Origin of the sequence: Microbacterium sp. LMC-P-041, from assembly GCF_030209555.1 — a bacterium.
Taxonomy (GTDB): Bacteria; Actinomycetota; Actinomycetes; order Actinomycetales; family Microbacteriaceae; genus Microbacterium.
On the sequence record NZ_JARVRV010000008.1, the window covers coordinates 117,311 to 139,731 of the forward strand.

The 22,421-nt window shown below is 67.5% G+C and carries 25 protein-coding genes and 3 tRNA genes; 7 read left to right on the top strand and 21 right to left on the bottom strand.

Annotated features, from left to right (window positions below; genetic code table 11):
* Nucleotides 1-59 precede the first annotated feature (59 nt).
* Nucleotides 60-434 (bottom strand): winged helix-turn-helix transcriptional regulator, encoded by a 375-nt coding sequence (locus QRN21_RS15210; RefSeq protein ID WP_053098935.1) that lies wholly within the window; start codon nt 432-434, stop codon nt 60-62.
* A 94-nt stretch (nt 435-528) separates the two neighbouring features.
* On the opposite strand from QRN21_RS15210, the gene QRN21_RS15215 reads away from it, so the two are divergent.
* Nucleotides 529-1,374, top strand: a complete 846-nt coding sequence (locus QRN21_RS15215; protein WP_056277233.1) for an SDR family oxidoreductase — start codon at nt 529-531, stop codon at nt 1,372-1,374.
* A gap of 85 nt (nt 1,375-1,459) precedes the next feature.
* Here QRN21_RS15215 and QRN21_RS15220 read toward each other — a convergent pair whose 3' ends face one another.
* From QRN21_RS15220 to QRN21_RS15245, 6 genes are all read right to left on the bottom strand, one after another.
* Nucleotides 1,460-1,813: a hypothetical protein gene (locus QRN21_RS15220; RefSeq protein ID WP_285364984.1), complete on the bottom strand. Its 354-nt coding sequence runs from the start codon at nt 1,811-1,813 to the stop codon at nt 1,460-1,462.
* Nucleotides 1,810-2,433 carry an Asp23/Gls24 family envelope stress response protein gene (locus tag QRN21_RS15225; protein ID WP_285364985.1) on the bottom strand — a complete coding sequence of 208 codons (624 nt, stop codon included), beginning with the start codon at nt 2,431-2,433 and terminating at the stop codon, nt 1,810-1,812. Before QRN21_RS15225 ends, QRN21_RS15220 begins: the two co-directional genes overlap by 4 nt.
* The gene (locus QRN21_RS15230) at nt 2,430-2,996 is read right to left on the bottom strand and encodes an RNA polymerase sigma factor (protein WP_056277222.1); all 567 of its coding nucleotides are present in this window, start codon (nt 2,994-2,996) and stop codon (nt 2,430-2,432) included. The genes QRN21_RS15225 and QRN21_RS15230 overlap by 4 nt, the downstream gene beginning before the upstream one ends.
* Before the next feature lie 123 nt (nt 2,997-3,119).
* Nucleotides 3,120-3,587 carry an Asp23/Gls24 family envelope stress response protein gene (locus QRN21_RS15235; protein WP_082586538.1) on the bottom strand — a complete coding sequence of 156 codons (468 nt, stop codon included), beginning with the start codon at nt 3,585-3,587 and terminating at the stop codon, nt 3,120-3,122.
* Nucleotides 3,588-3,746: 159 nt separating this feature from the next.
* Nucleotides 3,747-4,940, bottom strand: coding sequence for a M20 metallopeptidase family protein (locus QRN21_RS15240; protein ID WP_285364989.1), 1,194 nt, complete (start codon nt 4,938-4,940; stop codon nt 3,747-3,749).
* Nucleotides 4,937-5,236 (bottom strand): MFS transporter, encoded by a 300-nt coding sequence (locus QRN21_RS15245; protein WP_285364991.1) that lies wholly within the window; start codon nt 5,234-5,236, stop codon nt 4,937-4,939. Before QRN21_RS15245 ends, QRN21_RS15240 begins: the two co-directional genes overlap by 4 nt.
* Nucleotides 5,237-5,301: 65 nt before the next feature.
* Here QRN21_RS15245 and QRN21_RS15250 point away from each other — a divergent pair, with 65 nt between their 5' ends.
* On the top strand, nt 5,302-5,913 hold the full coding sequence (locus QRN21_RS15250) for a TetR/AcrR family transcriptional regulator (protein WP_285364993.1): 612 nt from the start codon (nt 5,302-5,304) through the stop codon (nt 5,911-5,913).
* The gene (locus QRN21_RS15255; RefSeq protein WP_056277215.1) at nt 5,914-7,593 is read left to right on the top strand and encodes an MDR family MFS transporter; all 1,680 of its coding nucleotides are present in this window, start codon (nt 5,914-5,916) and stop codon (nt 7,591-7,593) included.
* A gap of 61 nt (nt 7,594-7,654) precedes the next feature.
* On the opposite strand, the gene QRN21_RS15260 is transcribed toward QRN21_RS15255, so the two are convergent.
* From QRN21_RS15260 to QRN21_RS15305, 10 genes are all read right to left on the bottom strand, one after another.
* On the bottom strand, nt 7,655-7,837 hold the full coding sequence (locus QRN21_RS15260) for a hypothetical protein (protein WP_187250039.1): 183 nt from the start codon (nt 7,835-7,837) through the stop codon (nt 7,655-7,657).
* 198 nt (nt 7,838-8,035) lie between these two features.
* Nucleotides 8,036-8,109, bottom strand: a tRNA-Met gene (locus QRN21_RS15265).
* Nucleotides 8,110-8,143: 34 nt separating this feature from the next.
* Nucleotides 8,144-8,215 (bottom strand) — tRNA-Thr (locus QRN21_RS15270).
* Nucleotides 8,216-8,282: 67 nt separating this feature from the next.
* Nucleotides 8,283-9,566 carry a peptidoglycan DD-metalloendopeptidase family protein gene (locus QRN21_RS15275; RefSeq protein ID WP_285364996.1) on the bottom strand — a complete coding sequence of 428 codons (1,284 nt, stop codon included), beginning with the start codon at nt 9,564-9,566 and terminating at the stop codon, nt 8,283-8,285.
* 123 nt (nt 9,567-9,689) lie between these two features.
* Nucleotides 9,690-10,484, bottom strand: coding sequence for an inositol monophosphatase family protein (locus tag QRN21_RS15280; RefSeq protein WP_053098924.1), 795 nt, complete (start codon nt 10,482-10,484; stop codon nt 9,690-9,692).
* Nucleotides 10,481-11,500, bottom strand: coding sequence for a hypothetical protein (locus QRN21_RS15285; protein ID WP_157538099.1), 1,020 nt, complete (start codon nt 11,498-11,500; stop codon nt 10,481-10,483). Before QRN21_RS15285 ends, QRN21_RS15280 begins: the two co-directional genes overlap by 4 nt.
* A 78-nt stretch (nt 11,501-11,578) precedes the next feature.
* A complete protein-coding gene (locus QRN21_RS15290) occupies nt 11,579-12,373 on the bottom strand; it encodes an enoyl-CoA hydratase/isomerase family protein (protein WP_285364998.1) in 795 nt (264 codons plus the stop codon).
* Between the two features lie 45 nt (nt 12,374-12,418).
* On the bottom strand, nt 12,419-12,910 hold the full coding sequence (locus QRN21_RS15295) for an FBP domain-containing protein (RefSeq protein ID WP_053098921.1): 492 nt from the start codon (nt 12,908-12,910) through the stop codon (nt 12,419-12,421).
* 261 nt (nt 12,911-13,171) lie between these two features.
* Nucleotides 13,172-15,814 (bottom strand): LuxR C-terminal-related transcriptional regulator, encoded by a 2,643-nt coding sequence (locus QRN21_RS15300; protein WP_285365001.1) that lies wholly within the window; start codon nt 15,812-15,814, stop codon nt 13,172-13,174.
* A 120-nt stretch (nt 15,815-15,934) separates the two neighbouring features.
* The gene (locus QRN21_RS15305; protein WP_056277198.1) at nt 15,935-16,642 is read right to left on the bottom strand and encodes a FadR/GntR family transcriptional regulator; all 708 of its coding nucleotides are present in this window, start codon (nt 16,640-16,642) and stop codon (nt 15,935-15,937) included.
* A gap of 138 nt (nt 16,643-16,780) precedes the next feature.
* Here QRN21_RS15305 and QRN21_RS15310 point away from each other — a divergent pair, with 138 nt between their 5' ends.
* From QRN21_RS15310 to QRN21_RS15320, 3 genes are read left to right on the top strand one after another with little or no spacing between them, the layout of a single operon-like run.
* Nucleotides 16,781-18,190: a GntP family permease gene (locus tag QRN21_RS15310; RefSeq protein ID WP_372984322.1), complete on the top strand. Its 1,410-nt coding sequence runs from the start codon at nt 16,781-16,783 to the stop codon at nt 18,188-18,190.
* A 7-nt stretch (nt 18,191-18,197) separates the two neighbouring features.
* Nucleotides 18,198-18,716: a gluconokinase gene (locus tag QRN21_RS15315; RefSeq protein ID WP_285365003.1), complete on the top strand. Its 519-nt coding sequence runs from the start codon at nt 18,198-18,200 to the stop codon at nt 18,714-18,716.
* 31 nt (nt 18,717-18,747) lie between these two features.
* On the top strand, nt 18,748-19,248 hold the full coding sequence (locus QRN21_RS15320) for a hypothetical protein (RefSeq protein WP_285365006.1): 501 nt from the start codon (nt 18,748-18,750) through the stop codon (nt 19,246-19,248).
* On the opposite strand, the gene QRN21_RS15325 is transcribed toward QRN21_RS15320, so the two are convergent.
* The 3 genes from QRN21_RS15325 to QRN21_RS15335 are packed head-to-tail and all read right to left on the bottom strand — an operon-like array spanning nt 19,238 to nt 20,880.
* On the bottom strand, nt 19,238-19,711 hold the full coding sequence (locus tag QRN21_RS15325; RefSeq protein ID WP_072590829.1) for a heme-binding protein: 474 nt from the start codon (nt 19,709-19,711) through the stop codon (nt 19,238-19,240). The two genes, QRN21_RS15320 and QRN21_RS15325, sit on opposite strands and share 11 nt — an antisense overlap.
* Before the next feature lie 26 nt (nt 19,712-19,737).
* The gene (locus tag QRN21_RS15330) at nt 19,738-20,601 is read right to left on the bottom strand and encodes an FHA domain-containing protein (RefSeq protein WP_187250032.1); all 864 of its coding nucleotides are present in this window, start codon (nt 20,599-20,601) and stop codon (nt 19,738-19,740) included.
* A gap of 12 nt (nt 20,602-20,613) precedes the next feature.
* Nucleotides 20,614-20,880 (bottom strand): hypothetical protein, encoded by a 267-nt coding sequence (locus tag QRN21_RS15335; RefSeq protein WP_053098914.1) that lies wholly within the window; start codon nt 20,878-20,880, stop codon nt 20,614-20,616.
* 218 nt (nt 20,881-21,098) lie between these two features.
* On the opposite strand from QRN21_RS15335, the gene QRN21_RS15340 reads away from it, so the two are divergent.
* Nucleotides 21,099-21,692: a fasciclin domain-containing protein gene (locus tag QRN21_RS15340; protein ID WP_285365012.1), complete on the top strand. Its 594-nt coding sequence runs from the start codon at nt 21,099-21,101 to the stop codon at nt 21,690-21,692.
* Nucleotides 21,693-22,253: 561 nt separating this feature from the next.
* Here the strand turns inward: QRN21_RS15340 and QRN21_RS15345 are convergent.
* Nucleotides 22,254-22,338, bottom strand: a tRNA-Tyr gene (locus QRN21_RS15345).
* Between the last annotated feature and the right edge of the window lie 83 nt (nt 22,339-22,421).

The following is a 22,421-nucleotide window of genomic DNA, read 5'->3' on the forward strand; positions in this document are numbered from 1 at the left end:
GTCAATCCTTTTCTTATACCGACGGATTCCGTGGGCGTCTGCGCAACTGAGCGACGGAATCAGTCGAGTGAGTCACGAACGATCATTCCGTCGGCGTGGTCGGCGACCCACTCGACGAGCGGCAGCATCCGCCCCATGAGATCCCGCCCGAGAGGAGTCAGGCTGTACTCGACGTGCGGAGGCACCGTCGGGAAGGACTCCCGACGCACCAGCCCGTCGTCGGCGAGGGTTCGCAGGGTCGAGGCGAGCATCTTCTCGCTGATGCCGCCGACCTCGCGGCGCAGTTCGCCCCAGCGATGGGTGCCGTCGGAGAGGGACGAGAGCACGAGCACGCCCCACTTGCTCATCACGTGGTCGAGGATGACGCGGGTGCTGCATCCCGGCTCGAAGATCTGCGGAGTCGACTCACGGATCTGTGCATAACTAACCGTCATGTAGGTACCTTACTTCAAAGTGGGTACCCACAGTATGGAATGTTCCGACACGGTGGCCAGGTTATCGCCTCTGTCACCTACGAAAGGACACCCCATGACCATCCTCGTCACCGGTGCGACCGGCAACCTCGGACGCCTCGTCATCGCCAGCCTCCTCGAGCGCGGCGCCGACCCGCAGTCGATCATCGCCGGCGCCCGCGATGTCGCGAAGGCCGAGGATCTCGGCGTGCGGGTCGCGCGGCTCGACTACACCGACCCCTCCTCCGTCACCTCCGCCCTCGAGGGCGTGGACAGCGTCCTGCTGATCTCGGGTTCCGAGGTCGGGCAGCGCGTCGCGCAGCACCAGGCGGTCATCGACGCCGCCCGGTCCGCCGGTGTCACGAAGTTCGTCTACACCAGCGCTCCGAAGGCCACGACGAGCGATCTCGTGCTCGCCCCCGAACACAAGGCCACCGAGGAGCTCATCACGGCGTCCGGTCTCCCGGCAGTCATCCTGCGCAACAACTGGTACACCGAGAACTACGCCGCTGACCTCGCCCGTGCAGCCGAGACCGGAGTGCTCGCCTCCGGAGCCGGCGACGGCCGCGTCGCGTCGGCCAGCCGCAAGGACTTCGCCGAGGCCGCAGCCGTCGTGCTGCTCGAAGACGGTCACATCGGGCAGGTGTATGAACTCGGCGGCGACGTCGCGTGGGACTACACCCAGCTCGCAGCCGCGATCGCGGAGGTCTCCGGCCGCGACGTGACCTATCAGCCGCTCACGGCCGACGAGCAGCTCGCCGGACTCCAGGCGGCCGGTCTCGACGAGGGCACGGCGGGCTTCGTCGTCGCTCTGGATGCCGGCATCGCGTCGGGCGCGCTCTCCGAGTCCGACGGCACGCTCGCGCGCCTCATCGGCCGTCCCACGACGCCTCTCGTCGAGGGCCTGCGCGCCATCGCCTGATCCGCCGTTCGGCATCAGGCCGGCCGCCCCACCAGGAGGCGCCGATCCTCACCCAGGACCGGCGCCTCAGCGCGCTCACGCGGACTCAGTCCGACGATGCCTCCCGAGGATGGACATACGCGATCGTGAGCACGATCTCGACGGGCCCCAGCCCGTCCTCCGCCAGGACCTTCCCCAAGGCCGCGCGGACGTCGTGCAGCAGCTCGACGGCACTCGCCGAGTACTCGATGCCGAGCGATGCCTCGACCACGACGCCCTCGTCGGCGACGCGAACCGCCACGAGCGGCTCGTCGACCCGGCTGATGCCGATCGCGACCGCACCTTCTCCGACGAGATTCGACACCAGTGAGCCCGCCCGGTAGACGCTGCGCACACCCGGGGTGGCCAGCACGGCCGCCTCGAACCTCTCAGCGAGTCCCGTGGGATCGGTAACGCTCATGGTGTCTCCTCCGCCGCGCTGCTGATTCTCTGGATGTCCCGCACGGTGACGTCGATCGCGGTCACCGTGAGGGACGTCTGCCGCCGCAGACGCTCGGCGACCTCTTCGCGGAGCCGGTCCACCGCCTGCGGGATCGACTCGCCGTAGACGGCGTTGACCTCGATCGCGATGCGGATCGGCTCGCCCACGGCGGTGACGTCGCCGTCGAGTGTCGACCGCCCGACCAGAATGCCGGGCACAGCGTTCTCCGCCGAGCGGATGAGGCCCCGGACGGCACCCTCGGTGATTCCGAAGTCGGCCGCGGGGTCGGTCTCTGCGAACGGGATCCGACGCCCGGCGCGGGCGTCCAGGGCGATGCCCGAGAGGATGCGATCGACCCAGCTGTCATCGACCTCGGGCATGGCGGCGGCATCGGCGTCGATCAGCTGACCGCCGAGGCCGTGCAGCCGCTCGAGTGCGTCGAGAGCGAGCTGGCATCCCGGCGAGCCCTCGATCGACGGGTCGAGGGGAACCCTCCCTGCTTCGAGATAGTCGCTCAGCTCTTCGAGCGTGTGCCCGTCGAGATCGCCCGGTTCGAGACCGAGCTGACGGACGTCGGGGGTCGCCTGATCATCGCTCATCGCCAGGCCTCCATTCGCACGATCATGAATTTGCGGGCTCTGGCGAGAAGGCCACGCGCCGTCGACACCGATATGTCGAGCTCGGCGGCGATCTCGTCGTACGAGTACCCGCCCATCTCCCTGAGCACCCAGCACTCCCGCTGGGCGGCCGGCAGCTCCTGCAACGCCGCCCCCAGCGCCTCGATCCCCGCGCGGGCCTCGACGACGCGCGCCGGAGCACCCTGCGGCGGCGCGGCCTGCTCCACGTCGTCGACGTCGATCATCGGTCGCAGTGCGCGGATGCGATCCACCGCCTTGCGGCTCACGATGCGCATCAGCCAGCTCTTGACCTTCGCGGGGTCGTCCAGTTCGGAGAACCGCTGCCACGCGGTCACGAACGTCTCCTGGACGATGTCGTCGACATCGGCCGAGGCGTTCAGCATCCGCTGCGTGTACGCGCGCATCATCGGCGTGTACCTGCGCACCAGCACCGCGAATGCGGCGACGTCCCCATCCATCGCCCGACCGGCGACGATCCGGTCGTCGGCCTGCTCGAGTGCAGAGCGAAAGCGTTCCCCAGCCATGCGTCGACTCCCTTTTCCATTCCCCCGAAGAGATTCGGAGCGGACCCGTGATCGGATCGGATCATCGACCCGATCACGAGGTCACGAGATGCTGATCCGATCACTCGTTCGCATCTCGATGGATCACAGGACACGCGTCTCCACGGCGTCGTCGGCGGCGGCGCCGTCGTCGTCCGACGCGTCATCGGAGGGGATGTGGACGTCGTTGATGGTGACGTTGACCTCGACCGCCTGCTTGCCGACGAACTCGCTCATCGCGACGGAGATCGCCGCGCGGACATCGTCCGCGACCTTCTGCAACGATGCCGGGTACTCGGCGACGATCGTCACGTCGACCGCGACCTGCGTCTCGCCCACTTCGACGCTGACACCCTGGGTCAGGTCGGTGGAGTTGAGAGCATCACGGATGGCTCCGACGGCGCGAGCGGCTCCGCCACCGAGCGCGTACACACCGGGAACCTCGCGAGCCGCGATTCCCGCGATCTTCGCGACCACGCCGTTCTCGATGATCGTCGCACCCGTCGAGGCGACGGTCGAACCTGCCGGGGCGACCTGGACCTTGGGCTGCTGTGCGTTCGAGACGTTCGCCATCATGTGCTCCTTCGTCAGTGTGTTCCGATCCCCTGCGGGGAGGGCCGCAGTGCAGCGACACCACTAAGACGGATGCTACGAACGATTCGTCACAGATTGGTCGTCATTCATGACGGAGGCCGCTCCCCGACGGGGAGCGGCCTCCGCTGAGAGGGGACGTCAGCGAGCCGTGCGGGCGAATGCGACGGATGCCAGCGCCGCAGCCTGGTCGCCGAGCACCGCGTCGTCGAACAGCACCCTCGGCGAGTGGTTCCACTCGATCGTGCTCGGGTCCGCGTCGGGCGGCGAGGTCATCAGCGCGATGAAGGTGCCGGGCACCTCGTCGAGGACGAAGGCGAAGTCCTCTGATCCCATCATCGGCGTCGGCATGATGACGACGCGCTGCTCGCCGAAGACACCCTGCAGCACGTCGACGGTCTCGGCCGTCTCTGCGGGGTCGTTCACGGTCACCGGATACATCGTGTCGAAGCGCACGTCGGCGGTGAGGCCGTGCGCGGCCGCCACCCCCTCGATCACCCGAGGCAGCCCCTCCTGGAGGGTCGCGAGCGACGCGGGCGACATGTTGCGGACGGTCGCAGCGAGCTCGACCTGCTCGGGGATGACGTTGACCGCTCCCTCACCCGTCGAGAGCCGGGTCACCGACAGCACCACGGGATCGAAGGCATCGAACCGCCGCGTCACGAAGCTCTGGAGCGCCAGCACGATCTCGGCCGCGGCGGGCACCGGATCGAGCGTCTGATGAGGCTGCGAACCGTGCCCTCCCCTGCCGTCGACCGTGACGAAGAGCTGGTTGGATCCTGCGGCCACCGCTCCGCTCCTCGTCGCGAAGAGGCCGCGCGGACCGGGTGCGACATGGATCGCATACGCGGCGACCGGACGTTCACCGGCCGCGTCGAGCAGCCCCTCCTCGATCATGACCTTCGCGCCCCCGTGTCCCTCCTCCCCCGGCTGGAACATGAAGATCACCGAGCCGTGCAGCTCGTCGCGTCTCTCCGAGAGAAGCCTCGCCGCGCCCACGAGGCCCGCGGTGTGCAGGTCGTGCCCGCACGCGTGCATGGTGCCGTTGGTGGAGGCGAACTCCAGACCGGTCGTCTCCTCGATCGGCAGGGCGTCCATGTCACCGCGCAGCAGCACCGCGGGCCCCGGCCACCCTCCGCGCAGAACCGCCACGACCGAGGTGGTGCGCGTGCCGGTGGTGATCTCGAGGGGCAGTCCTTCGAGCGCGTCGAGAACCTTCTGCTGCGTGCGCGGCAGGTCGAGTCCGAGCTCGGGGTCGGCGTGCAGAGCTCGTCGCAGGGCGACCAGGTCGGGCAGGATCGCGACGGCATCGGCCGCGAAATCGGGGGCGCTCACGAGTGGGCCTTTCGTGCGGAGGTGTCGGTGAGGCGCGGCATCCGCATGAATGCGAGCGCGAGGGCGGAGATGATGAACGCGCCGGCGCAGACGCTCCAGATGGTGATGTAACCGCCGATCGACGAGCTGAGGGATCCGGATGCGGTGAAGCCCGCGAGCAGCACGGCGAACACCGCGCCGGCAGCCGACCCTCCGAGGGTGCGCAGCGAGTTGTAGACCCCGGCCGCGATCCCGGTCGAATCGCTCGGGGCCAGTTCGGCGACGAGCGCGGGGAGAGCTCCGAGAAGGAAGCCCATACCGACACGATCGGAGCACGGAGCTCACAGTGCACTCTTAGGTTCAGAGTGCAATATTGCACTTCATGAGCGAGAGTGCAGATTCATTGCGAGAGCAGCGCAAGAGGGAGACGTCCCGCGCACTCACCGACGAGGCTCGCCGACTGACGACCGAGCACGGTTTCGCCGGCTTCACCGTCGAGGAGCTCTGCTCTGCGGTCGGCGTCTCGCGGCGTACGTTCTTCAACTACTTCGAGAGCAAGGAGAACGCCGTCTTCGGGTTCGCCGCGATCGACTCGCGACAGGAAGCGCTCGAGGCCGCCTTCGTCGCGCAGGACGGCGAGCTGCTCGACGACTTCATCGGGTTGACGATCGCGCGATTCGAGCTCTTCAATCCCCTCGACGACGCACCGGCGCTGTTCGCGGTGATCGAGCAGGAGCCTCGACTGCTCAAGGCCGCATTCGAGCAGCTGGCGAAGAACGAGAGGCGCGACGGCGAGCTCGTCGTTCAGCGAAGCGGTGGAGGCGACGATGCCGCGCTGCGCGCCGAGGTCATGGTCCACACTGTCGGCGCCCTGGTGCGCCTGTGCATGGACCAGCTGCTGCACCACCACTCGACCGACTCCTTCAGCGACCTCGTCAGCCGACGCCTCGAGATCGCTCGCACCGTGTTCGCACCATCACAGAAAGCCCACTGAATGTCCGCCACCGCCACCAAGGATGCGCCCTTCCTGCTCACGAAGCGCCGCATCTGGATCATCTTCAGCGCCCTGATAGCGGGCATGCTGCTCTCGAGCCTCGACCAGACGATCGTTTCGACCGCCATGCCGACCATCGTCGGACAGCTCGGCGGCGTCGACCACCAGGTCTGGATCACCACGGCCTATCTGCTCGCGACCACCATCGTCATGCCCATCTACGGCAAGTTCGGTGACGTCCTGGGCCGACGCAACCTCTTCCTCGTCGCGATCGCGCTGTTCACGCTCGCGTCCGTCGGATGCGCCTTCGCCACCGACTTCTGGATGTTCGTGATCTTCCGCGCACTGCAGGGCCTCGGCGGCGGCGGTCTGATGATCCTGTCGCAGGCGATCATCGCCGACATCGTCCCCGCGAACGAGCGCGGCAAGTACATGGGTCCCCTGGGCGCCGTCTTCGGTCTGTCGGCCGTCGCCGGCCCCCTGCTCGGCGGGTTCTTCGTCGACCACCTCACCTGGCAGTGGGCGTTCTACATCAACATCCCGGTCGGAATCGCCGCCTTCATCATCGCCCTCGTCGCGTTGAAGCTGCCCAGCAAGAAGGCCCAGAAGCCGATCGACATCTTCGGCGTCATCTTCCTCTCGATGGCGACGACCTGTCTGATCTTCTTCACCGACTTCGGCGGCGACAAGGAGTTCGGCTGGGATTCGCTCGCCACATGGGCCTGGGGAGCCGGGCTCATCGTTGCCGCGACCGCGTTCGTCATCACCGAGGCCAAGGTGCAGGACCCGATCATCCCGCTGAGCCTTTTCCGCAATCCGATCTTCGTCAACGCGACCGCGATCGGTCTCGTGCTCGGCATCGGGATGTTCGCGGCGATCGGGTTCGTCCCGACGTTCCTGCAGATGTCGTCGGGCACGTCGGCCGCCGCATCCGGTCTGCTGATGATCCCGATGATGGTGGGACTGATCGGAACGTCGATCTTCTCGGGCATCGCGATCTCGAAGACGGGGAAGTACAAGATCTACCCGATCGTCGGAACGATCCTGACGGGCATCGCGATGATCTCGATGACCACCCTCTCGGCCGAGACGCCGATCTGGCTGATCTGCGCCTTCCTCTTCGTGTTCGGCGCCGGTCTGGGCCTGATCATGCAGGTCGTCGTGCTGGTCGTGCAGAACGCCGTCCCCGCCGGCGAGATCGGCACAGCTACGAGCACGAACAACTACTTCCGCGAAGTGGGTGCATCACTCGGAACCGCCGTCTTCGGCACGATCTTCACCACCCGCCTGACCGAGAACCTGCTCGGCGTCTTCGCCGACGCCGGAGCATCACCGGATGCCGCCTCGCAGGCGGCGTCGACGATCGACCCCGCGACGCTGAACTCGCTGCCGGACGAGGTCAGGGACGGCATCGTCACGGCCTACGCGGATGCCCTCGCACCGGTCTTCTGGTACCTGGTGCCCTTCATCGCTCTCGCTCTGGTGCTCTCGCTGTTCCTCAAGCAGATCCCGCTGTCGGATCAGGCGGGGCTCGTCGCTCGGGGCGAGGCCATCAGCGGCGAGGAGGCGGAGCGTCTCGAGGCGGAGCAGCGCGGCGGCTCCGGTCGAAGTGACGCCGCCCCCGGCGACGAGGACCGCATCGCAGCCGGTCGGCGCGACATCCCGCCCGCCGGTCGCTGACTTTTTCACGAAAGACGGGCCCGCTCCTCAGATGAGGAGCGGGCCCGTCTTTCGTGCGTGGTCAGGGGAGGTCGCCGACCTCGAGCTCGTCCGGGTGATCCGCGTTGTCGCCGTCGGCCTTCTGGCTCTCACCCGGGGTGGCGGGGTCGACCTCGGGGTCCGGGTCGTTCGTCACGAAGTCGGCGTCCACGCCGGTCGCGTCGATCTCGGCGCCTTCGTCCGGTGCTGCGTGGGGGTCTGACATGAGTCGCTCCTATCGTCCGGGTACTGGACGACCAGTGTGACCGCCGCAGGCCTCGCCAGGGCATCCCCTTGACATCGCGCACGCCGAGCCGCATCCGATCCGGTGGGCACCGTGCGAACATCGTGCCCGGAGTGCGTGCGGATCGATCCTGAGCCCGGGTACGCAAAAACCCCCGGGAATCCCGGGGGTTTTCATCTGTAGCAGGAGCGGGGCTTGAACCCGCGACCTCACGATTATGAGTCGTGCGCTCTGACCAGCTGAGCTACCCTGCCACACCGCATCCGCATCGCAGATACGAACGCTGTGAGCCCCGAGTCAGGATTGAACTGACGACCCCTTCCTTACCATGGAAGTGCTCTGCCACTGAGCTATCGGGGCGTGCTGCCCCTCGCGGGGCAACCACACGAGAATACCATCACTGTGGCGTCCTCATGAAATCGAGGTGTCAGTACGAGGTACGACCCGCGTTCTCGCGCAACCACGGCAGCGGATCGATCGTGCCGCCGTTGATGATGATCTCGAAGTGCAGGTGCGCTCCGTAGGAACGACCGGTGTTTCCGGTGTGGCCGACGACGTCGCCGACCTTCACGGTCTGCCCGGGCTTGACCTGCAGCGAGCCGTACTGCATGTGCGAGTAGTGGCTCGTCACGATCTGTCCGTCGATCACGTGGTCGATGTACACGGTGACGCCGTAGGCGCCGCCCTGCTCGGTGGCGATGCGCACCACGCCGTCGGAGATCGCCTGGATGGGCGCTCCCTCACCGGGGACGAAGTCGATTCCCTCGTGCAGACGACCCCAGCGCATGCCGTATCCCGAGCTCATACCCACGCCGACCTTGAACGGCCACTGGATGGCAGCCTCGGCGTCGTTGGTGAAGACCTCGTTCGAGTAGTTGATGCCCTCTTCCGATGCCACCTGGATGAGAGACACGCTCGAGAAGCTGTCGGAGCGCGCGAGCGGCTCGTTCTGCACGTCGGAAGACGTGACGAACGCCTGGATCTCGTCGTCGGATGCAGCCTTCGACGCCGTACCCGATGCAGCGACGAGGGACGTCGCCGCGAGCGACGGCGTTCCCTGCACTGCGGCGACGGCTTCGGCAGGAAGGGTCATGCCGACGGCGAGGAGACCGGCGAGGCTCATCACGCCGACGGTCGCGCCGACGGCGAGGAACTTGCGTGCAGACGGGCGACGGCGCACGACATGCTCGACCGGAGTCTCGTCAGCCTCGGCGGCCTCAGTCGGGTCGTCGGCGGGCTCGGCCGCGGCCTCGGGTGCCACGCGACGGAATGCACGGGCAGCCGTCTCGAAGGCATCCTCGTCGCTCGAACGGTGGCTTGCGTCGTCCGCGCGCTCCGAGTCGGGCTGATCGTGCTCGGCTGCTGCGGGCATCGCAATCGGCTCGGCGACGATCGGCTCGATGACGATCGGCTCGGCGACGTCCGCGGGAGGCTCAGCGGTCTCGCTCACGACGACGTCGGCGGAGTCGGATGCTGCTGACGCCGCCGCGACCGCGGTCGCGGCGATGAAGACCTCTGCGGTGTTCAGTCGCTGGCGGGCGGCACGTCGAGACAGGGGAGCCTCGGAGGGGACGGGCGCGGCTTCGGAGACGGGCGCGGCTTCGGAGACGGCTTCCGTCACTCCTGCCGCGGAGGCCTCGAAGGCCGCAGTGCGGGGACGGCTGGAGCGGCGCGTGGGCGCAGAGGCAGCCTGGGGATTCTCGAAGGGCAAATCAGATTCTCTCGGGTTCAAACGTCAAGCTCGGGGGCGCTTACGACCTTCACCGATTCGGGCCGATGAAAGTAACGATCGGATAAACCCTAGCCTGATCCACCTGTGAATGCCATGAATCGTTCACGTTTCATCTCGAAGAATATCGAGGACGCGCTGATGGACCTCAGTGCCACCCGCGATGAGCATGGGTCTCGCGGAGGCACGGTCGATCAGCGAGACATCGCCCCCCGCCTCGGTGACCAGCAGCGCGCCTGCCGCGTGATCCCACGGCTTCAGGCCGCGCTCGAAGTAGCCGTCCAGCCGCCCGGAGGCCACGAAAGCGAGGTCGAGGGCGGCAGAGCCTGCGCGGCGGAGGTCTCTCGCGATCGGCATGATCCTGCGCACGGTCGCGAGGTCGCCGTCATGCGTCGCGGGGTCGTAGCCGAATCCGGTGGCGAGCAGCGCTCCCGCCGGCGTCTCGGTCGTGACCGACAGCCGCACGTCGCCCAGGAAGGCGCCATGACCTCGAGCGGCGGTGAACATCTCGGCGGTTGCGGGCGCGTAGACGGCAGCGGCGAGCGCCTCCCACTCCCCCGCGACTGCGCTGCCCCTCACTGCCGCGATGCTCACGGCATAGGAGGGGATTCCGTAGGCGTAGTTCACCGTGCCGTCGATCGGATCGACGACCCAGGTGATGCCGGTCACGCCGGGTTCAGCCTCCGACTCTTCGCCCAGGAAGCCGTCGCCGGGTCGAGCGACCCTCAGCCGGTCGCGGACGAGCGCTTCGACTTCGCGATCGGCATCGGTGACGATGTCCGCCAGCGTCGACTTCGTGGCGGCGAGGTGCACGCCCTCGTCGCGACGGCGCCGCGCCAGGTCGCCCGCCTCGCGTGCGATCCGGCGGGCGAGGTCAGCCAGTTCGAGTTCGATGCTCACTGGGGAGGCAGCGGCGGAGCCGGCGGGTAGGCGTCGTGAGCAGTGGGAGCCGGCGGGTAGGCGTCGTGAGCCGCGGGCGCGGGCGGAGCCGGAGGCGTCGCCGGGCCCTGCGAGTACGGCTCAGGCGCGGTCGGGAACGGCGCGACGGGGAACCCCTGCGGCGCGGGAGCGACAGGGAGCGCCTGCTGCGGCTGCGGCGACGGGTGGCCGGTGTAGTAGGCATTCCAGTCCGGCGAGCCGTCGGGCAGCACAGGCAGGGGCGTCACACCGTCTGCGTAGGTCGGCCATGCCGGAGCGGCTGCGACACTCTGCGCCGCGGCGGCGGCACGAGCGCCGGCCGGCTTGCGAGGAGCGAACAGGGCGTTGAGCAGCGGGATCAACGTGGTTCCGACCGCGGCCAGGATCGTGAGTGCGACGACGATTCGCCAGTACAGCTCGCCGTAGTCGAAGGTGTGCGGGAAGGTGAGGAAGAAGATCAGCATGGCCACGAGGCCGCCGAGGAACACGATCGTCGCGATGTAGATGATGCGGGTGAACGTCGTCACGTGACGCTGCGCGGCCGGAGTGAACAGCCTCACATGCAGCAGGGCGAGCTGCAGGATTCCCACCACGAGCAGCAGCTGGAAGAAGCGCTCTGCACCGGTGAAGAACGCGTCGTCCTCGGGCAGCCAGATCTTGACCGCTCCGACCAGCAGAGCCACGATCCAGCTGACCATGCTCGACAGCGCGAGCCAGTCGGGACGGTTGGGGGCGAGTCCCGCCTCGAGGATCGCGATCCCCGCGAACGCGGCGAGCAGGAGGATCGTGAGGAATGCCCGCCCGATCAGCCCGTCCTGATCACCGATCAGAACCCACACGACGCAGACGAGCGCCGCGGCGATGAGTGCGCCGATGGCGATCCAGATCGCCCCTCTGATGAGAAGGGACATGTTCTTCTTCTCGACCAGCGCGGGGGGCTGCTGGGTGATCTCCGGCTGCGACATCGCGTTCCTCTCGTTGAGCGGCGTTGCGTTCATCCTTGCATGCGCCGGCGCGGAGGCAGGAGCCTCGACATGATCCGTGGATACATCGGGGCGAACCGGCTCCCGCGGGAATCAGCCCTTGCGTGCGGATGCCGCGGCGAACGCGGCGATCCGGGCCTGAGCGTCCGGGGTCGCCAGGGAGGCACCGATCGAGCGCGCCTCCTCGCTCAGCTGCTCGGCGAACGTCCGCTCGGGCTGAGAGCGGACGAGGCGCTTCGCGTGACCGTACGCTTCAGCCGCACCGGCGAGCCAGAAGCGGGCGATCTCCTCCGCACGCGCCCTCACCCGGCCGGCTTCGTCCGCAGAGTCGGCCCCGTCGACGGCCTCTGCGACGAGGCCCCATTCCACGGCTTCCGCGGCCGTCAGGAGGCGGTCCTGCAGCACCAGCTGCAGCGCGCGGCGCTGTCCGACCGCTCGAGCGAGCTGAGCCGAGACCGACAGGTCGGGTGTCAGCCCGATGTTCGCATAGAGGCTGCCCAGCCGAGAGCGTGAGCCGACCACGGCGTAGTCGCTGCTGAGCAGGATGCCGAGCCCGCCGCCGGCGGTCGTCCCGTGGGCTGCGGCGACGACCGGCACCGCAGACTCGGTCAGCGACCGGATCCCGGCGTTGATGACTTCGGCCAGGGCCGTGATCTCTTCACCCGATCCCATCGTCGTCGCCATCTCGATGACATCACCGCCGGCGCAGAACGCGGGGCCCGCCGCATCGATCAGGATCGCCTTCACATCCGTGCGCGACGTCGCCTCGGCCGTCGCGTCGCGCCACGCGTGCGCCAGATCGGAGTTGAAGGCATTGAGCCGTGCCGGACGGTTCAGTGTGAGCCGGGCCAGCCCCTCATCGACGGTGAACAGGATGGCATCGTTCATGGCTTCTCCTTCGAGCGCAGACGTATGCGACCAGGCTAACCGTGATCAGGCCTGCTGCCTCACGCGGCCCACGAAGGCCTCCATTCGCCGCCTCGTGCCGTCGAGACGGACGTCCACCTGTCCGGGGGCGAGGATCTCGTTCGGGGCGAGCGGGTGGGCGAGTCTCACGTTCTCGTGACAGGAGAGATCGGCGCACATGTAGGTGCCGACGGAGTCGCCCCGCTCACCGGCCTCACCTGCGAGCCGTGCTGAGAACAGCGCCACCTGGTTTCCCGGCTGCATGGTGTGGCAGATGTTGCACATGCCCGAACGACCTCGGCCGGGGTCCGAGACTCGCAGCACGAACCCCGAGACCTCACCGTCGTGCTGAGTGAGCACGTAGCCGCGCCGACCCGCACTCGGGTCTCGCCACGCGAAGAAGTCCAGGTAGTCCCAGTCGATCAGGACGAAGTCGTGGGGCATCTCCATGACCCGCAGCTCGTCGGCATCCGCATTGACGAACGAGGCACGGACGTCTGCTTCGGTGAGCGCTCGCATCGCTCCAGTCTATGAACACCGGTGCGCATGGGGTCGCGACCAGGCGTCCGAGATCGCGCCGAGGCGCGGCCAGGGTGAGTTCCAGGGCGAAATACCGCGTGCTCGATGCGCTCCCTCACGACCCCGACGCGCCCGCACCTATCGTGAACACAGGTCGACGAGAGCACGAACCCCCAGGTTCACCCCTCCCACGCTCCCGACTCTGAGGCGCACCACGCGTCACCCGAACTCGGGGTGCGCCTCGATCGACCGGTCAGTCGCTCATTCCTCGAGCAGCCCCAGCTCTGCGGCGCGCAGAAGAGCCTGCTCCCTGTTCGACGCACCGAGCTTGCGGTACGCGCTGCGACGTTGGACCTTCACCGTGTTCGGTGAGACGAAGAGTGCCGCGGCGAGCGCGTCGGTGGACGACGTCCTAAGCAGCTCTCGCATCACCGCGAGTTCTCTCGACGTGAGCCTGACCGGGGGCGGCAGCGCCGGGAACGGGCATCCGTCCGAGGCGCGCGCGAGATAGAAGTCGAGGAATTCCTGCTCGGTCGGCGCGCACAGTTCGCGCACCTCGCTCAGCACGTCAGTGGAGAAGAGCGCGAGCGGAGCCTGAGAGCGCTGCTCTCGCATCACGGCGACGGCGCGAGACATCGCGCGGGCAGACGCCTCACGCCTGCCCAACCGTGCTGCCGCGGCTGAGGACGTGATGGCTGCGAGGCAGAGCCGGTCGAGGTCCGGGTCGCGTTCGGCCTGGGCGACCTCGGCCGCGGCGTAGGAACGCGCGTCGTCACCGGTGAGGAGCGCGACGAACGCCTCGACGGCGAGCCGAGCCGGATCATCGCCCGGGAGCCCGGCCGCAGTCCGTCGGGCCGCCGTCTGGTCGCCGAGCGCCAGCGACGCCATCGCCTGCGCGACGGTCAGCCGGGACGATCCGTAGTCGGAGACCGCCGAGTTCACGCCCCGTCCGAGCGAATGGGCGATGGCCAGCGATGCCTCGGCCGCGTGCCCCTCACGCACCTCGATCTCGCTCTGAGCGCAGACGAGGTAGGGCCAGAGCTCCGTCGTTCCCAGGTGGTGTGCGATCGAATCCGTACGGCATCTGGCCTCGTCGAGATCGAGCGCCGCGATGGCGATGACGACGTGGGCGATCTGCTCCAGTATCCCGAACTGCTCCGATCGCCAGGCGGGCGGCAGATCGGCGCCGTCGATCTCGTCGAGGACCCGCCGCGCATCGGACAGCCGTCCCCGCAGGGCGTATACGCCGGCGAGAGTCGCAGCGCAGTGATACCAGCCGCCGTCGTCATCGGGCATCCGCAGACCGACACCGTCTTCGAGGATCATGACGGTATGCGCGACCTGAATCGTCATTCCGAGCTCCAGGACCTCGATGGCATCCGAGATCCGACCCAGCTGAAAGAAGCTGAGCCCGCAGTTGCTGAGCAGCAGCGCCGCGAATCCGGTGCACTCCGCACGCTGCTCGGTATCCATCGTGTGGAAGACCTGAACAACCAGATCGGCGGACATCCCGGATCGCCGGAACTGCCCGGCGAACCGCTCGGCCAGCGCCTTCGCGCTGAGCATCCAGAACCGCTCGACGGGGTCATCGTCGACGCCCCGGCGGCCGAGTGACAGCGCGGCGCCCTGAAAATAGGCGAACGCGCGCAGCCGTTGACCGAGACGCAGCAGGACCAAAGCCAGCAGCATGCCGAGCAGCGGATGACGCGCGAGCACGAGAGGATTCTCGCGACGCAGCAGCGTCTCGACTTCGCGAGGACTCGAGCGGGAGAGGATGAACCAGGACTTGCGCCCGAGGCGCACCGCGAGGACGTAGTCCCTCGCTCTCATCGCATTGGTCAGCGCCTCGAGATGGCGGCCGTGCTCGGAAGCCCACAGCGCGACTGTTCGGCGGATCGGTGCCACGGCGTCGAGTGGCCGCTGATCGAGTCGGCGCGCGAGCGCTTCGCGCAGCAGCGGGGTGTAGACGAACCCGAGACCGTCATCCGCCGGTTCCCACATGCCCAGTCCGTAGAGCTCGGCCCGATCGAGGTGCTCGTCCCCGCCATCCGGCCAGCCGAGACGCCGGACGATCTCGCGCGTCACTCTCCCCGGCACCGAAGTCCGAAGCAGGAACTCCTGGAAGTCGGCCGGAGCATCCGGACCGATCAGGCTGGCCATCAGAGCATCAGCGAGCCCTTGCACCTCGACGGCGGCGATCTCGACCGGGTCCCGATGGGTCGCGAGAGCAAGGCCCAACGCCCGGGCTGCGAGGGGCAGTGCGCTCTCCTCACCGAGCGGATGCGGCGGGAGCGCCTGACCGGATACGCATTCCACCACCGCCCGAGCCTCGTCACACGTGAAGAAGAGATGCGCGGGTCCGACGACGCACACGTCCGCGGACGCGAGCATCTGCAGCGTCCGCGTCACCGTCGAGCGGCGCGTCGCCACGACGATCCGCAGGAGCGGTGCGGCGTCGAGAAGATCGAGAGCCCGCCCGAGAAGCGACCGCTCATCGGCCCGCTCCGCATTGTCGATCAGTAGGACGCACGGGCGACTCAGGTCGCCGAGCAGGCGCCCGAGTTCGCCGCCCGGATCCCGGATGCTGTCGAACCCACGCAGCGCCGAGCGAGCGGTGCTCCGATCAGCGATCAAGTCCTGGACGATGACCTTGGTCAGGATCTCGCGAAGCATGAGGTGCTCGTTCGTGACGCTCTCGTCGAACCCGAGTCGCACCGCAGCAGCCGCTCGTTCTTCCTGCATCGTCGCCCACTGGCTCAGCAGAACCGACTTCCCACCTCCGGCGGGGCCGCTGATGACCGTCAGGGCATGCCCTCGATCGAAGATCTCCGTCAGCCGCGGACGATCGAGCATGTGCAGGGGAAGACGCGCGCCGCGCGCACGTCCGCCTGTCCCCTGCTCCATCGCCGGCCTCCCCCGAGAACGCGAAACTCTCCGCGATCCGATCGTAGGTCTGCGAATGATTCCGGAATACTGCGAAAGCCGACGTATACCGAGATATCGGCTGAGTATGCCGCTCTTCGGCTATTCGGCAGCGCGCTGCATCGCCTCGTCGGCCTCCATGACGATGCTCCGCATCGCTGACGCGGCGGCATCGGCATCTCCGCCCGCAACCGCGAACGCGACATCCCGATGCCACTGCACAGCGCTCTGATTGGCCACGTGCGGCATGAGGTCATGCGCCGTGCGCCCCCTGAGCACTGCCTCGACCATGCCGCCCAGAGCGGCGAGCATCCGATTGCCGGACGAATCCAGCAGAAGACGGTGAAGCCTGATGTCCGCGGCGAGGTAGCGCTCTCGGTCGGCCTCGTGGTCCTCCTCGCTCATCGCGACGACGAGTGAGACGAGCTCGACCTTCTGTTCCGACGTCGCGTTCACCGCAGCGAGTCGCGCAGCGAGCGGTTCGATCACGGAACGGAGCTGGCTGAGCTCGCGAAGCTGCTCATCGCGACCGGGGCCCGCGAGTCGCCACGCGATCACCTCCGGCGCGTAGACGTTCCAATCGGCCCGCGGCCGCACCTCGACACCCGATTTCCGCCGCACCCAGACAAGACCGAAGGACTCGAGGACCCGCACCGCCTCACGGGCGGCGGAGCGGGACACTCCCCGCTCCTGAGCGAGCTCCACCGTCAGCATCCGCGAGCCCGGGGGGTGCTCGCCGTCGACGATCGCGCGACCGAGCTCGGCGACGAGCGAGTCGTGGACAGGGCTTGCAGGGCCGGCGACGGTCATATGTCGAGTATGCCCGCCACAGGGTCGTTGACGTGGGACGTCTCAGGCGATTGTTTCGGTTATGTTGCGCATGACGTGGTATGCGTGCTTATTATGTACGGCATAAGGTCGTAAACCACGCCCGGATCAAGGAAGCTCATGGCACTCTTCACCCCCGCCGCCGACGCGCTCATGACGGCAGTCGCCGACACGGCAGCCCCTGACCGCCCCGCCGGTCAGCTGATCACCGCCGCAGTGCTCGGGATCGCGATCATCATCGTCCTCATCACGTGGGTGAAGCTGCATCCCTTCCTGTCGCTCACCATCGGCGCGCTCGCCACCGGCGCGATCGCCGGCATGGACATCGCGGCATCGGTCACCAGCTTCTCGACCGGATTCGGCACCACGATGGGCGGGGTGGGAATCCTGATCGCCCTCGGTGCCATCTACGGAAAGCTCCTCGCCGACTCGGGTGGTGCCGACCGCATCGTCGATACGCTCGTCAGCCGTGCCAGCGCACGGTCGCTGCCGTGGGTCATGGGACTCATCGGTGCGGTCATCGGTCTCCCGATGTTCTTCGAGGTCGGCCTCGTGCTCCTCGTGCCGGTCATCATCCTCGTCGCACGGCGCTCCGGGGCGCCACTCATGCGCATCGCGATCCCGACGCTCGCCGGCCTCTCGGCCATGCACGGCCTCGTGCCGCCGCACCCGGGCCCGCTCGCCGCGATCGACGCGCTCGGAGCCAACCTCGGCCTCACCCTCGCCTTCGGTGTGATCGTCGCGATCCCCGCCGTGATCATCTCTGGGCCGCTCTTCGCCCGCTTCGCAGAGCGCTGGGTCGACGTCCCGGTCCCCGAGCTGTTCGTGACGGACGAGGACGAGGGCATCGAGCAGCGTCGCCGCCCGTCGTTCGGTGCGACGCTCTTCAGCATCCTGCTCCCCGTGTTCCTCATGCTCGCCAAGGCTGTCGCCGACATCTCGGCCGCAGGCTCCGACGCCCCGTGGAAGGTCGCGCTCGACTTCCTCGGCACGCCGGTCATCGCCCTGCTCATCGCCGTGCTCGCCGGATTCTTCATCCTCGGCCGCGGCGCCGGATTCGACCGCACGAAGATCAACGACATCGTCGGCTCGTCGCTCGGCCCCATCGCCGGCATCCTGCTGATCGTCGGCGCGGGTGGCGGATTCAAGCAGGTGCTGGTCGACACCGGCATCGGCAACGTGATCGCCCAGTTCGTCTCCGGGTCGTCCGTCTCCGTGCTGATCCTCGCGTGGCTGGTCGCTGTGGTCATCCGCATCGCCACGGGATCCGCGACCGTCGCGACGATCACCGCCGCCGGCATCCTGCAGCCGCTCACCGAGACCCTCGACTCCCCCATGGTCGCGCTGCTGGTGCTCGCGATCGGCTCGGGCTCGGTGTTCCTGTCGCATGTCAATGATGCGGGTTTCTGGCTCATCAAGGAGTACTTCGGCCTCAGCATCCCGCAGACTCTGAAGTCATGGACAGTACTCGAATGCCTCATCTCCGTCACCGGTCTCGCCGGCGTCCTCGTCCTGAGCATGTTCGTCTGAGCGCGCCATGATGTCCGTCAACGCACCCGTCCTCGTCTTCATGGGCGTCGCCAGCACCGGAAAGTCGACCGTGGCAGCGATGCTCGCCGGCCGTCTCGGCTGGGCGTTCGAAGAGGGCGACGACCTGCATCCCGAGGCGAACGTCGCCAAGATGGCTGCCGGCCACGCTCTGAACGACGAGGACCGCTGGCCCTGGCTCGACCGCATCGCCGAGTGGATCGATGAGCGCATCGACGCCGGCGAGCCCGGCATCGTGACCTGCTCCGCCCTGCGACGCAGCTACCGCGACATGCTTCGCCGGGATGCGGTCACGTTCGTGCACTTCGCCGGCGAGCGCGAGCTGATCCTCGAGCGGATGCTGCGCCGCCAGGGGCACTTCATGCCCGCCACACTGCTCGACTCGCAGTTCGCGACGCTCGAGCCACTGGAGGCGGACGAGCGGGCCATCGAGATCGACATCGCTCTGACGCCGGCTGAGCAGGCCGCTCAGATCGCGTCACGGCTGCGGTTGCACCCAGACTACTGAGACGATGCCTCGGCCCGCGACACTCTGAGTCATGAAGAACTCGATGTGGCGCGCTGTGCGGATCCTGGTCGCGGCGACGACGCTCAGCGTCGGGCTGACCGGCTGCTCGTCCTCCTCCGGCGGAACTCAGCCTGCGAACGATGCGTCGACTGCTGAGACGACCCTTGGCGCCGGTTCGGTCAGCGACGCCCCTCGTGCGAGCCCTCTCAGCTGCGATGGCGTGGCTGTGATGTTGACGGTCGATCCGCTGTCAGCCACCGCCGGGCAGACGGTCTCCGTGTCAGTGCATCCCCCCGAGTGCCTCGACGAGCTCTGGGCGGGCGAGGTGATCATCCGCTCCCCCGAGGGCGATCTGCGCACCGGTTCACGTCTCGAGGTCGGAGCGACCTCGGTGTCGGTCGAGGTGCCGCCCGATCTCACGGGGACGCCGATGCTGATGCTCGTACCCGATCTCGATTGCGAGCGATCAGGTGCGACCGGCGACTGCCACTATCCATACGCGGAGATCGAGATCCGCGCCGCTACTCCGTGAGCAGACCCAGCCCTGCGATCCCCTCGACGACCAGGTCGTGGTCGTCCGATGACGGAAGTCCCGACACCGTCGCGACCGCGACGACACCCACACCGTCGACGCGGATCGGCACCGACCCACCCGCGACCGCGTAGACGACCGGATCGAGCCATCCCGGCTCGTACATGTCCCGGCCGCCCTGCTCGATGCGCGCTTCGAGCAGAGCCGTGCTGGTCTCGAACCTGAGAGCGGTCGCCGCCTTCTTCGCCGCCCATGCGTCGTTGTCGGCCGTCGCGCCCGGCAGAGATGCGTGGAAGAGGACCCCTGACGGGGTGCGCACGTCCACGGCAACCGGGTGGCCCTCGGCCAATGCCCGTTCTGCGATCGAGCGACCCAGCTCCCATGCGTCCCTGCGGTCGAAGCGGCGCAGGACGAGTTCGACGTGCTCCTTCTCGAGCTGCGCGATCCGTGTCTGGTCACTCATGTCCGGTACCTCTCGTGTGCGTCTGTTCAGCCGAGTTCCCCCGATCCGTACGGTCGAATCGGCTGCTGCCTCTGGAAGGCGTACTCGCCACCCTGACGCCCTCCGAAGGGGCGTCCGTGATCGGCGAACTCCTCACGATAGAACGCCAGCCGCCAGGATCCGATCTCGATCCGCGATCCGGTGCGCAGAATCCGGGCATCCTCGGAGCTGTGCGGCAGATTGGGCCGCCCGCCGCCGGTGGGGGCGTACGAATACAGGACGTACTCGTCGTCCTCGTTGTGGCGGACTTCGGCGTGCAGCGCCTCCACTCCCTCGAGCCGCAGGTCGGCGTCCTTGCCCGAGCCGATCGTCGTCCGTCCGGGAAGGAGATCGAACTCACGCGGCCTGGTGCTGTTCCAGTCGCCGTTCCCGACCGCGAAGATCAGCCGTGGTCGACCGGATCCGGGAAGGTAGTGGGTGGTCGTCACCCGCCGCGGCACCCGACGTGCCAACGTGGGAACGAGGGGGAAGAGAGTGGGCGGCGGGGCGGGGAGGCGGAACCGGCTGCCATCGTCCCGGTGCTTCACCTCCGAGAGCAGCGCCGACAGATGTCCGAGCCTGATGTGCGACGATCCGGCGATCGCACGGCCGACAGGCCCTGACCTGACGTCGCCGAGCTGGAGCAGAGTCCCCTTCGGCCCTTCCACACGCACGCTGAGGCCTCGTCGCGACAAGGCATCGGCGAGAGGTGCCAGCTGCGTGAGCTCGCGGCGACCCATGCCGGTGAGGCCCGCAGTGGACTCGAACGAGATGACGACCGCCCGACCCGCGGCACGCACCGTGAAGCGAGTCGGAGATGCGCCGTCCGAAGCGACGTGCTCGACCTTCAGGTCGATATCGAGACGGATCATGGTGGCAGGCCGTCAGGCCGGCCGGCTCTCGCCGGACTCGCTGTCGCTGGTCGTCACGCGCAGCGTGCCGTTGAACTTCCACGTCGCGCGAGGCGCATCCGGCCCGATATCCCGAGGGACTTCCACGGTCATGTCCTCGAACGTGTAGTTGACCGCCGCTCCGCGACCGGTCAGATAGGCCCACATCTCTCGGCCGAGATCCGTCCAGTCCGTGATCGATGCTCCACTCGGCCCCGAGGCCTCGGAGAACAGTTCGGACGTTTCCTTCTCATCACTCATGGGGTGCTCCTTCGCTGGTGCCCGGTGGTGTTGAAGCGATTATGCGCGCCCCCGATCACTCTGTCCATATGTTTTTGAATACAGTCCAGAAATTGTCTTCCGCTCTCCGAGGCAGCTCAGAGAAACTTCGCGGCCGGTGCATCCAAACGGTGGTGACCAGCGGAATAACCCTGTGTCACGACCCTCGCCGTGACTCCGATCGACAATGGAGTTGAACGATGACTGGAAAGATCCGCGCCTCCCTCGCAGGGGTGGCCGCACTCGCCCTCGTCCTGACCGCCGCGCCCGCACAGGCCGCAGAGACAGCACGCCCCTCGGGGAACATCGTCGATGTTCTCGTCACCGCCTCAGGAGGAGGCGCTCCAGACCGAAACGCCAACGACTACGACCTGCTCGTCCAGGCGGTGCTCGCCACCGGCCTCGACAGCACGCTCGCAGATCCGGCGGGAACGTTCACCGTCTTCGCTCCGAACGATCGAGCCTTCCTGCGGCTGGTGTCCGACCTGACGGGCACCGCACCCGCATCCGAGGCGGCGGCACTGACCACGCTCACGACCGCCTTCACCACCGACCAGATCGCCGACATCCTGCTCTACCACGTCGTCGCGGGCAAGAAGCTGGGCCCGATCAAGGTCATCACGTCGAAGTCGCTCACCATGGCCAACGGCGGGGTCGTCCGGCCGCGCGGCGTCTTCTTGCGTGACGAGAGCGCCACCCTGCGGGACCCGGCCCTGGTGCTGTGGCGGGTGAACATCATCGCGAACAATGGAGTGATCCACACGATCGATCGCGTCCTGGTTCCTGCGATGTGAGCACGCCGTGAAAAGGAAACGCCCCCGAGGACGGGGGCGTTTCTCCGGCTCGTGGATCTCGTGATCGAGAACAACGAACAGAGGGTGGGGTTTTCCCGTATCTCCTCCCCGAGTCCTACCCTTTACAGGGATCGGGGCCCGCGATTCCTCGCGTTTCCCACGCGTTCCTTTCGCGATTCCCACGGATACCCCCGACTGCCCTACTCCTGCTTGAGGTGCCAGCGGGCGAAACTCAGGATTCGGCCGCGGCGCCGTCGTCCTCAGGTTCTGGCTCTCCCCAGGGGATCGCCTACCTGAGGGCCTGCTACGTCGAGACTGAGCTCGCCCTGCGACGCTCTCGTCGTGCCTGTTGTCTCATCGGTTGAGCTGCCACTGCCCAACGGTCGCGCACAGTGCGACCCAGCCAGCCCAGGGACCTCTGGGCGGCCTGCCGACAGCTCACGCAAGAAGCAGAACTGGCACCGAAACGAGGAAAGCCCCCGGTATTCCCGGGGGCTTTCCTCGTTTGACCTGGCATTCTGAGATACGAGAACAAAATCCTCGAGATCCGGGAATACCCCATGGTGGCGAGTGAGGGATTCGAACCCCCGAATGCTGAGCAGTCTGATTTACAGTCAGATCCCTTTGGCCGCTTGGGTAACTCGCCAGAGCGCACCCGTCCGACTTCGACAGCCAACCGGGGGCACGATAGATAATCATACCTGCCGAGGGCAGGCGTGAGAAATCGAG